The organism is Microbacterium zouquanmingi (assembly GCF_052266675.1).
Taxonomy (GTDB): domain Bacteria; phylum Actinomycetota; class Actinomycetes; order Actinomycetales; family Microbacteriaceae; genus Microbacterium.
The window spans coordinates 186,048-201,820 of the sequence record NZ_JBQPRA010000005.1 but is presented as its reverse complement, the minus strand read 5'-3'; the positions used below and the strand labels follow the sequence as shown (position 1 = coordinate 201,820).

Below are 15,773 nucleotides of genomic sequence, written 5' to 3'. Positions count from 1 at the left end.
CAAACAAGACGAGTCAACTAAACCGTCAGCAGTCCCATATCGCTCACGTCACTGGTGCGCTGAGCATCATGCATGCGGTTGAGCCCGCATACGGGCCAGTCATGATCGCTACGTTCCTGTTTCTCTGTGCTGGCTTCATTGCCCAGCCCGCGATGCGCTCACTTCGACAGCGCCTCCGCGATGTGCAGACCGACGTGCTCGTCGCGCAGCTCGAACCTATTTGGCGAAACGCAACCATCCTCCGACCCGGGCTCGGTGAGAGCCACCTCACTCCCGGGATTCTCGAAGAACCCGAAGCACGATTGCATCGCAGTATCGTCGAGATACGCGACGCCATGATCGACCCAAGGGTGACCTTCGCCATCGACGATGCCGACCGCAAATTGCTCGAACGAGCTGAGTCCCATTTGCTGGGCGTGAAGGCGCCGAAGACGAACAGGCGCAAGCTCGATGACGTTGAGATCAAAGCGGAGCCGTCGTGAGGGCAGGGCGCGCTTTCGGCGCTGGTGTTGCACTGGTGGGTGCGGGCACGGCGGCCCTTGGCTGGGTTATCGCTCGCAAGCTCACCGCACCAGTCGGCCCACGAACCTTCAACATCGTTGTTCGCGACGTTGAAGATGACGATGGCGTGATCAAGATCGTGCTCGACCGCACACCAAGCACCGCGGCCAAAGGTATCTACAATCTCTGGTTCGAACACGGTGGTTGGGCACAACTTGGTAGCGACGTGCAGGATCGCGGTCCACGCCGAATTGCGCGTGCAGTTACCGGTGCTTCTGACAACCTCAAGATCCAAGTCGGTGACCGTGTCTCGTGGAGTGGCATCTACTTTTCTACTCCAGCAGATGCGGGTCTAGAGGCTCGTGAAATCAAGATCAACACCCCGTCAGGGGACGCGCCTGCATGGCGAATCAATGGCAGTTCTTCGACGTGGGCGATCCATATTCACGGGCTTGGCAGCTCCTGCGCAGGCACGCTTCGCGGAGTACAGGTCGCAACAGAGCAGGGGTACACGTCGCTCGTCGTGAGCTACCGTAACGACGGAGACGGCCCGAACATCGGAGGCGGTCGCTCAACCCTCGGTGCAACTGAGGCAGAAGATGTCGAGGCAGCGATCAGTTATGCAGTTCGTCGCGGAGCTGAACGGTTCGTGTTGTTTGGCTGGTCGATGGGAGCCGCGATCGCACTACAGCTCGCGCACCGGTCCGACTATGCACAGTTAGTCGTAGGGCTCGTGCTCGACTCGCCAGTGCTCAATTGGGTAGCGGTCATCAAGAAGAACTGCAAGCGTTCGGGTCTTCCGAGAAACGCGGGGATACTCGCGATTCCGTGGCTGACTGTCAGGCCGCTCGCACGCATGGTCGGGCTCCCGAGCGGGATCCCGCTCTGCGAGTTTGATTGGGTGCAGCGCGCAAATGAACTCACCGCGCCGACGTTGATAGTTCATGGCGTCAGCGATGACTCAGTTCCCGCCGACATCTCAGAAGCTCTCCGCGATCGACGTCCCGATCTTGTGGAGTTGGAATCCTTCGACGCGGGTCACACGCTGGCGTGGAACTCGGATCCGGACGGGTGGCGCACTGCCGTTAGCTCCTGGCTTTCGAGCCACTTGCCAGTCTGACCCTCGCCTGCGGTCTCGTCGACCAATTACACCCGGAAAAACCCTACTCAACCCGCTGTCACTCCGATATCATCGGGAATGTCGGCCTGTGCAGGTCGAGATGGAGGACTGACGTGACCGAGCCGTGGCTGTCTGCCGACGACATCGCCTCCCATTTGGGCGTCACAAAGGACACCGTTTACACCTGGATCGCCGAGAAGGACATGCCCGCGCACAAGGTTGGGCGGCTCTGGAAGTTCCAAGCGAGTGAGATTGACGAATGGGTGCGCCGTGGGGGTGCTGCGGCGTCGGATGATGCGGCACCGAGTTGACCGATTTATGCCTGCCGTTCGCAACCACCACCTCAATGTCGGTGGTTGCTCGTATCCTGATCCACTGCCCAAATTCCGGAAGGAGGCCTCATGTCACACAGTGCAGATGATCGCTACGCACTGTCGTTTACTACTGGCGGTCTTTTCGCTCGGGAGGCCGTAGCGCTGGCGCCGATCTATTTGGCGCATCGTGATTGGGGCAAGGTGCGTGACTTCGCGGTCAAGGAAAACCTTTTGCAGGCGAGAACTCACCGCTCGGGGGTGACGCTTGTCCGGGAGACCATTAAGCGACTGTCGGCGCTCTCTGATCGAGAGGTTGCGATGATCCTTGAGGTCACTGCTTCTGAGCGCGAACATCTCATGTGGGCGGCGGTTTGTCGCCATTTCAAGCTCATTGGCGAATTCGCTGAAGAGGTTCTCCACGAGCGCTACATGATCTTGGCGGGCACAATTTCCTACGAGGATTATGACTCGTTCTATCGTGCCAAAGCTATGTGGCACGACGAATTGGACGGGATCACCGAACTGACCTATAAGAAGCTCCGCGAGGTTCTGTTCAAGATGATGGGTGAGGCAGGTCTGGTGACCAAACAGGGCGTGATCGAGCCAGCACTCCTGTCCGCCCGCGTTGTTGAATGCCTCAGCGAGCGCACACCGAGCGACATCCGCTTCTTCCCAACAAGGGAGGCCTAATGCCCGTTCAGCCCAAGCTCACATTGGCCCAGCAGGAAGACCACCTGTTTAGGGTACTCAGTAGTGAACGCTTCCTCAGGATGGAGGGTCTCGGCAACGAAGTCGCTCACTTCATCTTTGACTATGACCCGACGTGGGCGCTTGATGTCGCGCAGGCCAAGAAGCGCATCAAGACCAAGCTTGACACTGAGCAGGGCATCAAAGTCCTCGAGATAGACCTCTACGATCTTTGCATCGACCTGCTCAAGCAACGCAACGTCTGGGACCGCGTACTTGCTGCTGAGTCATCAATGGACAAGTCTGACTTCCTTAAGATGCTCCAGAATATGCTCGATCCCCAGATACACCTTGCTCCGGCTATCAAGGAATGCATCGCGGCCGAGTCGTTCCAGATCCTTTTCCTCAGCGGCATCGGCGAAGTGTTCCCGTTCGTTCGCTCACACACGGTGCTCAACAACCTACAAACTGTCGTCTCAGACAAGCCGATGCTGATGTTCTTCCCAGGCCGATATGAAGTTTCGGCCACGCAGGGCTCGTCACTGGTCCTGTTCAGCCAGCTTAAGGACGATTCCTTTTATCGCGCCAAGCGAATCCTCGACCAGGAAGCATGACTCAATGAAACTCAATGAAATCTTCCTCAAGGATGTCACCCGCTCGATCGAGGGGGTCGTCAAAGCTGACGACACCGACCACCTTGCTGTCGAGGTCGAGGAGTACGTCTTCACTAACGATGCGGCCAAGGGGGTCGCTCCATTGCTGGAGGAGTACACGAACTACACGAACGCAAACGGCGTATGGATCTCGGGGTTCTTTGGATCCGGTAAGTCTCACCTTCTCAAGATGCTCGCGCACCTCTTCGGCGATGTCGAAGACCAGGCGTTTTCACGCGAGAAGGTGAGCGAGAACTTCCTCGGCAAGACTGATGATGCGATGCTCGTCGCTTCCCTCAAGAAGGCCGCCGCTATCCCTGCCAAGAGCCTTCTTTTCAATATTGATCAGAAGGCGACCTTGATCGCCAAGGACCAGACAGACGCCCTGCTCAAGGTGTTCGTCAAGGTCTTCGACGAGAGCCGGGGCTACTTCGGTAATGATGGCGCGGTGGCCCGTTTTGAAGAGGATCTCGACAAGCGGGGCCAGTACGAAGCCTTCAAGGAGGCCTTCGCAGAGCACGCAGGAATCGACTGGTCACAGGGGCGTGAACAGACCGCGCTGGAGGGCCACAACATTGACAAAGCGTTCGCTGAGGTCAACGGTGAGGCCAACCCCGGCATTATCGCCCAATACCAGAAGTCCTACGCTGTTTCGATCGAGGACTTCGCTACTTCGGTCAAGGCGTGGATCGACCAGCAGGAGCCCGGCTTCCGGCTCAACTTCTTCGTCGATGAGGTCGGTCAGTTCATTGCTGACGACGTCAAGCTGATGCTCAACCTCCAGACCATCGCGGAGTCACTTAATACCAAGTGCAAAGGCCAGTCGTGGGTCTTCGTGACCTCCCAAGAGGACATGGACAAGGTCATCGGTGACCGCACGAAACAGCAAGGCAACGACTTCTCCAAGATCCAGGCGCGGTTTAGCGTCAAGGTGAAGCTCACGAGCCAGGACGTCGAGGAGGTCATTAGCAAGCGTCTGCTGGAGAAGAATGATGCAGGCGCAGCAGACCTCAAATCTATTTACTCCACGGAGGCCGGGAACTTCCCGACGATCTTCAACTTCGTGGACGGTGCGAAGACCTACCGTAACTACGTTGATGAAGCCCGCTTCATCAACACGTATCCGTTCGTCACTTACCAGATCCCGATGTTTCAGGCTTCCATCGAGGGCCTGTCCGACCACAACATGTTCGAAGGTAAGAACAGCTCGGTTGGCGAGCGGTCTATGCTCGGCGTGGTTCAAGAAGTCGCAAAACGTATTGGTGGCGAACAGGTGGGCTACCTCGCGACCTTCGACCAGATGTTCGCCGGGATTAGTGCCGCACTGAAGTCGTCGGCCCAGAGCGCGATCCTCCAGGCGGAGAGGCACCTTCCCGACCCGACCTCTGACGTGACGATTCTCGCCAACAGGCTGCTTAAGGCGCTGTTCCTGGTCAAGTACGTTGACACCTTCAAAGCTACGCCCCGCAACCTCACGGTGCTCGTCTATGACCGTTTCGGGCTGGACCTCAATGGGCTAGGCAAACAAGTTCAAGAGGCGCTCAACTTGTTGGAGTCGCAGTCATACGTCCAACGGAACGGCAACATCTACGAATACCTCACCAACGAGGAACAGGAGATCGAGAAGGAGATCAAGGCGGTCGATGTCGATTCGTCTGAGGTCTCCAGCAAGTTTTTCCGGTACCTTGCTTCGGACATCCTCAAGTCGAACAAACTCAAGTACGCGAAGAACGGACAGGACTTCGCGTTCGGTTACAAGCTCGACGACATCGCGCAAGGCAATCAGCGAGAACTCACCATTCACTTCATCACACCCGAGACGAACTACAGCGACTCCGAGATCGCGGCTCAGAGCATGGGCCGGGACGAACTGAGGGTTTTCCTCGGCCGAGACAAGCGGCTTCTTGCGGACTTGCGCCTGCTCCTGAAAACCGAGAAATATACGAAGCAGCGCACGAACTCTGGAGCGACTCCCTCGATGCAGGCGATCCTCCAGTCCAAGCAGGTTCTCAACGCCGACCGCGAGAAAGAGCTCATCGAACGCATCCGCCAGACGGTCGGTAAGGCGCAGCTGATTATCAACGCCGCGGAGATCCCTTCCAGCTCTCAGGATGCAGTGAGTCGGGTGTCGGACGGATTCCAGGAACTCGTAGGCCGGACCTACGCGAACCTTGGCCTGCTTGGCGGCAAGGTGTATCCAGAGCAGCAGGTCGCTGGTGCAGTCCAGAACGACCAAGGGCTGTTTAGCGTCGGTAGTTTGAGCGTTCTCTCCTCACCAGGAACCGAGATGGAGTCTTGGATTATCACCCAGACAGGCTTGGGTGAACAGGTGACGGCAAAAAAGATTGTCGACCGCTTCGAGTCCAAACCATACGGTTGGGACCTTGGCTCGATCGAGGTCGTGCTGGGCTGGCTCGTTGGTAACGGTAAGGTTGCGCTCTCCGTCGATACCAACCCGGTCGTGCGTACTGAGGCTACAGCGCTCATTCGAAACACCGCTAAACACCACCACATGGTCGTGGCGCCCCAGAAGGCGTACGACCCGGTGAAGGTCGCCGCGTTCAAGAAGTTCTGTACTGACTTCTTCGACGAGGGGGCTGTGCCGAGTGATCCGACCGAACTCGCCCGGTTCGGTAAGGAGAAACTTGCGGCCAAGCATGACGAACTTAGGGCTCTCGTGAGCACCAGTCGGTACCCGTTCGTCAGCCAGCTCTCGGGTGTCGTCGCCGTGCTTGATCAGGTCGTCGGCAAGCCGGTCGACTGGTATCTGAGTGGCTTTGACGAGGCCGACGAGCTGATCGAGGCCAAGGATGACTTGGTCGACCCGATCAGATCTTTCCTCAACGGTCAGCAAGCCAAAATTTTCGACGAGGCCCAAACTCTCATGGCTAATAGCGCTGGGAACCTCGGATACCTCCCAATGGGCAGCGCCGACGCTGTCAAAGCCCTGCTTACTGATAACAACACCTTCCGCGGCAACAAGATGAACCTGCTTAAGGCCGCCGCTGACACCCTGCGAGGGCAGACCGACGATGTCATCGCCGTCAAGCGGGCGGAGGTGACCGAAGCGATCCAGGGGCGGAAAGCCGAGATTCTCGGAAGTAGCTATTACGCCAACGCCACCCCCGTCGCTCAGGAAAATGTGATTGGACGCATCGATCAGATGCTTGCGCATCTTGTCGCGGAGACACAGATTGCGCTCATCCTCCAAGCAGGCGCGACCTTCGAACAAGACGACTATCCGGCGCTCCTGAGCCGTCTCGTCGAGTCTCAGCAAAGCGACGACGACGTATCTGCGCCGAAGCCGATCGTGTCAGTGAAGACGATCAGTGTCCCCGGTGCCACCGGTGTGCTTGAGTCTGAAGCCGACGTCGACAACTACCTTGCTGCCCTCCGGACCGCGCTCGTGGCAACCCTCAACGACGGAAAGCGAATAACGCTGTGATGGACACCACTCTGCTCAAATCCTTCGCCACATCGGCGCGCACGGAACTCATCCGCGAGGTCGGAGCGCGCATCACTGCTGTGCTCGCCCCGGGCTCGCCGGAACGAGTCGAGCAGCCCAGTGCCGTGACCGCGCTGGAGCGTGCCATCGCCGGAGCGGGTGGGGGAGACGCAGGTAAGGCGCAAGCGGCGGACAAAGTCGCCTATACGTGGTTTAACCGCATCATTGCGCTGCGCTTCATGGATGCCAACCACTACACCGGCATTGGTGTGGTTTCGCCTGCGGCAGATCAAGTAGGTCAGCCCGAGGTACTCGCCGCCGCCAAGCGCGGCCAGGTCGACGTAGAGGTGGTCAAGGGAACAAACGCTGCAACCGTCACCGGTCTGCTCAACGGCACGCGCCAGTCGCGCTCCGGCGTCGACGCCCAAGCGGAGGCGTATGCGCTGCTCCTCGCGGACTATTGCCGTTACTGGAACAGGTCGATGCCGTTCATGTTCGAGCGCGAAGGCGACTACACCGAACTACTCATCCCGGCCAACCTGCTCGCCGAGGATTCTGTCTTGAGCCGCTCTGTCAGGGTGTTAAGCGAAGACGTGTGCCGCGATGTCGAGGTAATTGGCTGGCTCTACCAATTCTATATTTCGGAGCGGAAGGACGAGGTCTTCGCCGGGTTCAAGAAGAACGAGAAGGCGCGCGCTGAGGACATCCCCGCGGCCACGCAAATCTTCACGCCGCACTGGATCGTCCGTTACCTCGTTGAGAACTCCCTCGGTCGCGTGTGGATGCTGAACCACCCGGACTCGCAGCTTGCAGAGAAGATGGAGTACTACATCCCGCCGGTCGACGAAGAGACCGATTTCCTCAAGATCACCAAGCCTGAGGAACTCACCGTCATAGACCCGGCATGCGGCTCGGGCCACATGCTCACTTACGCCTTCGACCTGCTTTACGCGATCTACGAGGAAGAGGGCTACACCCCGTCGCAGATCCCGAGCCTTATTCTCACGAACAACCTTTATGGGACCGAGATCGACCCTCGCGCTGGAGCGCTGGCCGCATTTGCTCTGACGATGAAAGCCGCAGCTAGACGCAAGCTCTTTCTGAGGAACCCGGTCGCGCCGAACGTTTGCGTGCTCGAACCCATCACCTTCACCCCCGATGAGCTGGGCTACCTTGTAACCAAGGAGGGGGACCGCCAGTCAGAGGAGGCATTCTGGAACCAGTTTGCCGAGGCCGACACCTTCGGCTCTCTCATCCAGCCCGACCCGGCCTTGGCCGCCCACCTCGTTGGCCACCTCACGACATTTGACGACGAGGGTGATCTCTTCCGTGCTGACGCACTTGGCCGGGCGAAGCGGGTTCTGACGATGGCTAAATACCTGACAACTGGCTACTCCGTACTCGTTGCTAATCCTCCGTATATGGGCAGCGGCAACATGGGGGATCAGTTGGCTCAGTTCGCGGGCCGATACTTCAAGGTCAGCAAGTATGACCTTTATGCGATGTTCATAGAGCGTAGTTTTGGGCTATTGGCTCACCATGGATACTCCGCGATGGTCACAATGGAATCTTGGATGACCGGAGCCGTCTACGCCAAGTTCAGGGCTCACGTCATCTTCGAACAGGACCTTCGCTCGCTGGTGCACATGCCGTACCTCGGTAAGGGGCGTACAGCGATGGGGATCAACTTTGGGATCACTGCGATGGTTCAGAGGAAGGCTCTCGGAGGCTCAGACCGCGCCATGTTCCAGTGTGTCCGGCACTTTGAACTCGATGACTTCGGGGTGCCGCACACGTTCCCAGTTCACAACGAGCGAGTCGCCTCTCTCAAAATGGACGAGTTTGCCAGGATTCCCGGAAAACCTGTCATCTATGCCGCTTCTCATGATGACCTCGACGCCCTAGCGTTCCACCCGAAGATTTCGGATCTACTAGGAACTCGTGAGGGTCTGACGACCGGGGACAACGACCGTTTTCTGCGGCGCTGGTTCGAAGTCTCGAATGCGAGGATATCGAGCCCTAGGAGCGCACGTGAGGAAAGCCGTGGTCGCAGCGCCCCTCGCTGGTACATGTATGTTAAGGGCGGAGAATTTCGACGTTGGTATGGGAACATCGACTTCGTCGTCGACTGGGAGTCAGACGGGGCTCGCGTAAAAGCCAACGTAGATGTCAAGACAGGCAGGGTCCGTTCGCACAATTACAACGGCGACTATGCCTTCCGAGAAGGACTTACTTGGTCGGGAGTATCAAGCAGTAAGTTCTCTGCGCGGTACGTGCCTGCTGGGCATATGTTCGACGCGAAGGGGCCGATGGGGTTCGGTCGCAACAGGACTGATCTACTTGCGGCTTTGGCAATTCTGAATAGCGGTACGGCGGATCGGTTCCTTGGAATGTTGGCGCCAAATCTTGATTTCAAACTCGGGCACGTACTCAGTCTGCCTATACCCGAGGATGAGAGCCTTCGGATTGAGTTGAGCCACGTGGCCGAGAATGCGGTAGAAGTATCGAAGGCGTTGTGGGATGAGGCTGAGACATCATGGGACTTCAGTAGGTCGCCTCTGATGCGACGTGAGGGAAGGCTTGTGGTTTTCTTGGAGGAGGTCGCGAGCGAACGTCAAGCGCTTTCCACAGAGCTAGAGAGTCTTCGTACGCGCGTGGACCAGATTGTACTTTTGGGGCGTAACGAGACCCGGGACTTCCGCCCAGGAGACGTTGAGAAGATCGACGCTGAAGTCCCACCGATCCCGACAGGGGAGCGCATTAAGGACCTCGTCTCGTATGCGGTTGGATGCATGTTCGGCCGCTACAGCCTCGATGAGACGGGCCTGATCCTCGCTGACCAGGGTGTGACGTTGGAGGAATACCTCGCTAAGGTTCCGGTGCCAACGTTTAAGCCGGACGCCGATAACGTCATTCCGATTGTGGATGGTGATTGGTTTGAGGACGATGTCGTTGAGCGGTTCCGACAGTTCCTCCGTGCGACATTTGGGGAGCAGCACTTCGAGGAGAACCTTCAGCTTGTCACGACGTCGCTCGGCGTGAAGCGCCTCCGTGACTACTTCGTGAAATCGTTCTACAAGGACCACGTCCAGCGGTATAAGAAGCGCCCGATCTACTGGCTATTCTCCAGCCCGAAGGGCTCGTTCAATGCCCTGATCTACATGCACCGATACACGCCGTCAACCGTCTCGACTGTGCTGACCTACCTACGTGAGTACGTGACCAAGCTGGAATCAACACTTCAACAGGCTGAGCGCGCTGGGAACGCGAAGGAAGCTGATCGGCTCCGCAAGATCCTTGTCGAGCTGAACGAGTACGAGCATGACACGCTTTTCCCTAAGGCATCCGAGAACGTTGCGATTGACCTCGATGATGGTGTCAAGACGAACTACCCGAAGTTCGGTGCTGCGCTGAAGAAGATTGCCGGTTTGGAGGCAGCTAGTGACTGATCTCACCTCGGTTCAAGACGCGCTTCGAAGCCGACTCGCGTCCGAGCGGGTCGTGTTCTGGCACGATCCTGCTGGCGAGTACACCGCTGAACTTGCAGTGCTCGATCTCGGGTTAGTGAACGTGATTCGTGTCGAGGACAACGAGTTTGGCGTGAAGAGCATGCTCCTCGCCGACCACGTGAGCAAGCACCTCGTTTACCGTTCCGGCGACCTGCCACGCGGTACTGCGAACTGGTTGCTCGACCTGGAAATTGCCTACGGCGTCTTCACAGCCGACAAGACTTCTATGCTCCAGCGGGAACTCGGTCTCAGCGACCCTGCACTGGTACCGGTGATCGAGCAACACCAGAAGTTCTTCGCCGCGAACAGCCGTAAGCATGCACTGGAAAAGCTCCTGAATGACGGTGACGATGCCACCTTCCTCCGAGCCAAGATGTGCCAGGTGCTCGTCAAAGCATCAGGAAACAAGCTGACCGACATCGTGCGCGAACTCCTCGTCGAGAATGCCTCGGGGAAGACAGCGAAGTTCGACGATCTCGTCACTTTCGGGCTTGACCAGTTCTTTTGGGACGGGCTCTCCAGCATCTACAACTACCCGAGCAAGACTCCGACGATTGACGACTTTGTCCTCTGGATGTTCAATCGCGCGATCGAAGGGTTCGCATCGACCACCCCTGATGAGTTCCGCAACATCCGTAGCGACTTCAACAGTTTGCGCTACGACGTTCGCACGCAGGATGTGATGACGAAGCTCGCCACCCGCGCAGCTGACGCGCTTGACGTGAAATCCAAGATCGAGCATCGCGACTACCGGGATCTGGCCAAGGTCACGATTTTCGAAGAGGTCGACCGCAAAGTTGTCGTCGACCTCGCCGCCGCTGTCACCACTCAGTCGGTGACGCCGCGCGAGGTCGCGGACATCGTGCGGCAGCGGCAGGAAAGCCTGTGGAAGGCTAAATACGCCAAGCTTTACCAAGCCATTCAGAGCGCTTCAGAGCTGCTCGCGGCGATCACGAGCCTGCCGCACGCCATCGCGTCAGCTGCTCTGGGGCTGGATAAGTATCAGTCTGAATGGTTCCGCATTGACCAGCAGTATCGATGGTTCACCTACGCGCATCAGACGGCCGACTTCCAGAAGCCGCTTGAAGCACTGAAGGCTGAGGTCGATAAGCAGTACGTTAACAAATACCTTTACGACTTCGGCGGGCTGTGGCAGCACGCGCTTGAGCCCATGAGCGAGTGGAAGTCCACTGCCCTCGCGCCTCAGGCGAAGTTCTTCGACCGCCACGTCGCTCCCGTGGTCAAGGACGGCCGTACCAAGGCCGTTGTCATCATCTCCGATGGCATGCGCTACGAGGTTGCCGAAGAACTCGCATCTCTGATCCGCAGCGAGAACCGCTTTGATGCCTCGCTTTCGGCCGTACTCGGATCACTGCCGAGCTACACGCAGCTCGGCATGGCGTCGCTACTCCCGCAGTCGAGCCTGGAGCTTGACCCTAATGCCTTGCCGGTGCTCGCGGATGGTAAGCCAACAAACGGTACTGCGAATCGTGACAAGATTCTGCAGACAGTTAAGGGGCACGCCATCAGCGCAGCCGAGGTCCTGGCTATGCCGGGGAGCGAACTGCGCGAGTTGTACACGAAGCACCAGATCTTCTACGTCTACCACGATCGCATCGATGCCGCGGGTGACAAGGCCCCGACGGAACGCACCGTGTTCGAGGCCGCTGAAGAGACCCTCCGCGAACTGCTCCTTCTCGTGAAGAAGTGGACAAACGCCAACGCCACAAACGTCCTGATCACGGCCGACCACGGATTCCTCTACCAGGACATCCCACTAGAGCAGGCCTACTATGTCTCGGAAACGCCTCAGGGTGACGCGGTCACTAAGGTCAACCGTCGCTACGTACTCGGCCGGTCACTGAAGCCATCCCCCTCATTCATGACGTTTACCTCGGCGCAAGCTGGACTCGTGGGAGACCTTGACATCCAGATTCCGAAGTCGATCCACCGCATCCCGCAACCCGGCGCTGGCACTCGCTACGTTCACGGAGGCGCGTCCCTCCAAGAGATCGTCGTCCCGGTGGTCACGGTCAATAAGAAGCGCAAGAGCGACATTCGCCCAGTCAATGTTGATCTCATGCCAGAGACCGACAAGATCACCACTGGTCAACTCGCGGTCAAGCTGCTCCAGCGCGAAGCCGTCACGGACAAAGTTCAGCTGCGTCAAGTCCGTCTTGGACTTTACGTGGGGGACACCCTGATCTCCGACCAACCTGTCATTACCTTCGACAGTGCGTCCACCGACCAGCGTGATCGCTATCAGAAGGCCGTCCTGTACCTGACTCAGGACGCTGACCAGTACAACAACCGGCCCGTCGAGCTACGGCTTGAAGAGCTGATCCCAAACACGACGCAGTGGAAGACGTTCTCTAAGGGGAACTACACCATCAAGCGATCGTTCACGACGGACTTCGACTTCTAGGAGAACTATGACGAACCTCGAAGACGCTCTCGGTGAGATCGACATCCTCGCCGCTGTTCAGGCTTCCGATGCCGCCCCGGTCAAGTCCGCCCTCGACGATAAAATCAACGAGCACTTCTCCGGAGCCGTGGTTCGCAAGGACCTCGTCAAGGCGGTCCGTGGGAACGCCGTAGTGCCCTCGTACGTCCTGGAGTACTTGCTTGGGCAGTACGCTGCGTCCGACGACGAGGCAACGATCCAGGCCGGGATCGATAGTGTCCGCCAGATTCTCGCGACCCACTACGTCAATCGCAACGAGCACATGCTCGTGAAATCGGAGATTCGCCGCAAGGGCCGCCACCGTGTGATCGACAAAGTCACGGTCACGCTCAATGAGAAGAACGACGTCCACGAGGCCGAGTTCGAGAACCTCCAGATCAAGGGCGTCATCATCGACGACGTCACGGTTAAGCAGAACCCAAAGCTACTTATCGGCGGGGTATGGTGCATCTGCGATATCGAGTACTTCCATTCCGATGATCAGAGGGTCGCACCATGGATTCTTGGAAGCCTCAAGCCCATCCAGGTTGCTGGCGTCGACATCGACCACTACTACGAGGCCCGGAAGGCGTTCACGACCGATGAATGGATCGACCTGCTCATGCAGTCGATCGGCCTCAACCCCAAGCAGTTTAACGAGCGCGGCAAACTCATCGCCCTGACTCGCCTGATTCCGTTCGTCGAGCGCAACTATAACGTTGTCGAGCTGGGCCCCAAAGGTACCGGAAAATCGCACATCTTCAGTGAATTCTCTCCTAATGGCATCCTTATCTCGGGCGGCGAGGTCACTGTCGCGAAGCTCTTCGTGAACAACGCCAGTAAGCAGATAGGTCTCGTTGGGTTCTGGGATTGCGTTGCGTTTGACGAGTTCGCTGCTAATCGGCGCACCGACCAGAATCTCGTCAATGTAATGAAGAACTATCTCGCAAACAAATCGTTCTCACGAGGCACTAGCGTCTACGGCGCCGAGGCCTCGATGGTCTTCATCGGCAACACGACGCACACCGTGCCATACATGCTCAAGAACTCAGACTTGTTCGACGAGCTACCGGATGCCTACCGTGACCCCGCCTGGCTCGACCGCATTCATCACTACATCCCGGGCTGGGAGGTTGCCCCGATCCGCTCGGAGATGTTCTCGAAAGGTTATGGCTTCGTAGTCGACTATCTCGCCGAGATCCTGCGTGCCAAGCGAGTTGAGGACTTTTCGGACAAGTACAAGGACTACTTCACGCTAGACAACTCAATTTCGACGCGTGACCAGGATGGAATCCATAAAACGTTTTCAGGCCTCATGAAGCTCGTGCACCCGACAGGTGAAGCCTCGGACGAGGAGATCCGCGGGTTGTTGGAGTTCGCGATCGAGGGCCGCAAGCGAGTCAAGGATTCGATCCTGCGTATCGATGCGACGATGCGCGACACGCTCGTGAACTTCCGGTATGTCGACAAAGCGGGCGCGTGGCACGATGTCGTGACGCTCGAAGAGAGCCAGTACCTGCAGCTGTATCGGCGGGACTGGGATTCACTGCCCCAAGATGACGGCGGGTCTGGTGAGGGTATGAACACGGTATCCCAACTGGCCCCGAGTACTGCGCACTCAACCGCTACCGCGGTGGAGGCCAACGTGTCCCCAGAACCTGCGACATCACCGTTGGTGGAGGGCCACCGCGATTTCACGGCGGGTCAGAAGGGCGTCTCATACGAAACCCTCATCCTGCCCTACCTTCGCGGAGCAGCGAAGATCATGATCACGGACCCCTATATCCGCATGCCGCACCAGGGGCGGAACCTCGCAGATTTACTCAGCCTGCTCGCTGCGGCCAAGGACGATGCAGACGAGGTCGACGTCGAGCTTGTCACCACCGAGGAATCAAAGGTCGAGTTCAAGCAAAATCAGCTTCTCATGCTCAAGTCAATCAAGGACGCATCAGATGCCGTCGGAGTCCGTTTGAAGGTGCGACTCGACGACACAATCCACGACCGTCGCATTGAAGCTAGCAATGGTTGGCGGATCGACCTCGGCAAGGGCCTCGACATCTGGCAACGGCCGAGCGACAACCCATTCGACTTCGGGCGCAATCGCCAGCAGTTCCGCCTCATCGGCTCGGCGTTCAGTGTTCACTACGTGAAGATCACCGCCGTGCGTGACGAGGAGAACTGAGACGATATGTTCAACCTGATTGTCGGCTTTACCGATGGGACTGCGACTAAAGATCGCATGCTGGAATACACGGCTGACGACGTGAAAGAGTTCCTTCAGCCCGGTGGCTCCCTCGATCTGGGACGCTTGGCGAGACTCCCAACGGTGATCATGCCTGAGACTGGGTTCGCTGACGAGAAGCAAGTTGCGCGCGTAGGGAGACTTTCGGACCTTAGGTGGAAAGGCCGCGAGCTTCACTTCAATCTCGTTGACACCCCGGGTATCCCGTCGATTGGAACTGGTCATATCGAAGCGCTCGCCGACGAACTGGAGATCCAACAGTTCGAGTTCACCCGAACCCACTGGGCGGTCAAGGAGGTTGACCTCTACGGGGCATTGTTCGGCGGTGGAGCAGTTGGTCAAGTTGCCCCGAAGGTGTTCAGCTTTCCAGTTCACCTTCCTGTGGAGCCTGACCTCGTGGCGGTCATGATGCCGTTCTCTGGATTCGACAGTGTTTACACGTCGATCAAAGATGCGGTCGAGAGCCTCGGGCTCCGCTGTCACAGGGCCGATGACATTTGGGAGAACCACCACATCATGGACGATGTGATCAGTCTGATTTGGCGTTCACGTCTGGTGATCTCTGACCTGTCGGGCAAGAATCCGAACGTTTTCTACGAGACGGGGATTGCGCACGCGCTTGGTCGTGACGTTGTTCAGCTCGTGCAAAACCTTTCGGATGTGCCGTTCGATTTACAAACAATCCGTACCCTCACCTATTTGAACAACGGCGAGGGGCTCGAGAAGATGAAGACTGCCCTGGCCCAGCGCCTCAAGACACTTGTGGGCTGACCCGCGTTTACTGCGGCTGGTTGGCCATCATGCTTCCATTCTAAAAAGGGACCACGCGTCTTGCAGATCGAGGTCGCGACCACTCGCG

At 57.9% G+C, this 15,773-nt stretch carries 9 protein-coding genes and 1 pseudogene; all 10 read left to right on the top strand.

Annotation, left to right across the window (positions count from 1 at the left end):
* Nucleotides 1-482, top strand: a pseudogene (locus ACTU6V_RS13410) (hypothetical protein); the annotation flags it as partial.
* 35 nt (nt 483-517) lie between these two features.
* Nucleotides 518-1,621: an alpha/beta hydrolase gene (locus tag ACTU6V_RS13405; RefSeq protein WP_443475838.1), complete on the top strand. Its 1,104-nt coding sequence runs from the start codon at nt 518-520 to the stop codon at nt 1,619-1,621.
* Between the two features lie 113 nt (nt 1,622-1,734).
* Nucleotides 1,735-1,932 (top strand): helix-turn-helix domain-containing protein, encoded by a 198-nt coding sequence (locus ACTU6V_RS13400; RefSeq protein WP_443475837.1) that lies wholly within the window; start codon nt 1,735-1,737, stop codon nt 1,930-1,932.
* Nucleotides 1,933-2,022: 90 nt separating this feature from the next.
* Nucleotides 2,023-2,625: a DUF1819 family protein gene (locus tag ACTU6V_RS13395; protein WP_443475836.1), complete on the top strand. Its 603-nt coding sequence runs from the start codon at nt 2,023-2,025 to the stop codon at nt 2,623-2,625.
* Entirely contained in the window at nt 2,625-3,236 is a 612-nt protein-coding gene (locus tag ACTU6V_RS13390) for a DUF1788 domain-containing protein (protein ID WP_443475835.1), read from the top strand. The genes ACTU6V_RS13395 and ACTU6V_RS13390 overlap by 1 nt, the downstream gene beginning before the upstream one ends.
* A gap of 4 nt (nt 3,237-3,240) precedes the next feature.
* Nucleotides 3,241-6,720 (top strand): BREX system P-loop protein BrxC, encoded by a 3,480-nt coding sequence (gene brxC, locus ACTU6V_RS13385; protein WP_443475834.1) that lies wholly within the window; start codon nt 3,241-3,243, stop codon nt 6,718-6,720.
* Nucleotides 6,720-10,169 carry a BREX-1 system adenine-specific DNA-methyltransferase PglX gene (pglX, locus tag ACTU6V_RS13380; protein ID WP_443475833.1) on the top strand — a complete coding sequence of 1,150 codons (3,450 nt, stop codon included), beginning with the start codon at nt 6,720-6,722 and terminating at the stop codon, nt 10,167-10,169. Before brxC ends, pglX begins: the two co-directional genes overlap by 1 nt.
* The gene (gene pglZ / locus ACTU6V_RS13375) at nt 10,162-12,654 is read left to right on the top strand and encodes a BREX-1 system phosphatase PglZ type A (protein WP_443475832.1); all 2,493 of its coding nucleotides are present in this window, start codon (nt 10,162-10,164) and stop codon (nt 12,652-12,654) included. The genes pglX and pglZ overlap by 8 nt, the downstream gene beginning before the upstream one ends.
* Before the next feature lie 7 nt (nt 12,655-12,661).
* A complete protein-coding gene (gene brxL, locus ACTU6V_RS13370; RefSeq protein ID WP_443475831.1) occupies nt 12,662-14,854 on the top strand; it encodes a BREX system Lon protease-like protein BrxL in 2,193 nt (730 codons plus the stop codon).
* Nucleotides 14,855-14,860: 6 nt separating this feature from the next.
* The gene (locus ACTU6V_RS13365) at nt 14,861-15,685 is read left to right on the top strand and encodes a hypothetical protein (RefSeq protein WP_443475830.1); all 825 of its coding nucleotides are present in this window, start codon (nt 14,861-14,863) and stop codon (nt 15,683-15,685) included.
* Nucleotides 15,686-15,773: the final 88 nt, after the last annotated feature.

Coding starts and splice junctions, on each gene's coding strand:
- ACTU6V_RS13395 (WP_443475836.1), top strand. CDS start 2,023: ATGTCACACAGTGCAGATGATCGCTACGCACTGTCGTTTACTACTGGC.
- ACTU6V_RS13365 (WP_443475830.1), top strand. CDS start 14,861: ATGTTCAACCTGATTGTCGGCTTTACCGATGGGACTGCGACTAAAGAT.
- ACTU6V_RS13390 (WP_443475835.1), top strand. CDS start 2,625: ATGCCCGTTCAGCCCAAGCTCACATTGGCCCAGCAGGAAGACCACCTG.
- brxC (WP_443475834.1), top strand. CDS start 3,241: ATGAAACTCAATGAAATCTTCCTCAAGGATGTCACCCGCTCGATCGAG.
- pglX (WP_443475833.1), top strand. CDS start 6,720: ATGGACACCACTCTGCTCAAATCCTTCGCCACATCGGCGCGCACGGAA.
- brxL (WP_443475831.1), top strand. CDS start 12,662: ATGACGAACCTCGAAGACGCTCTCGGTGAGATCGACATCCTCGCCGCT.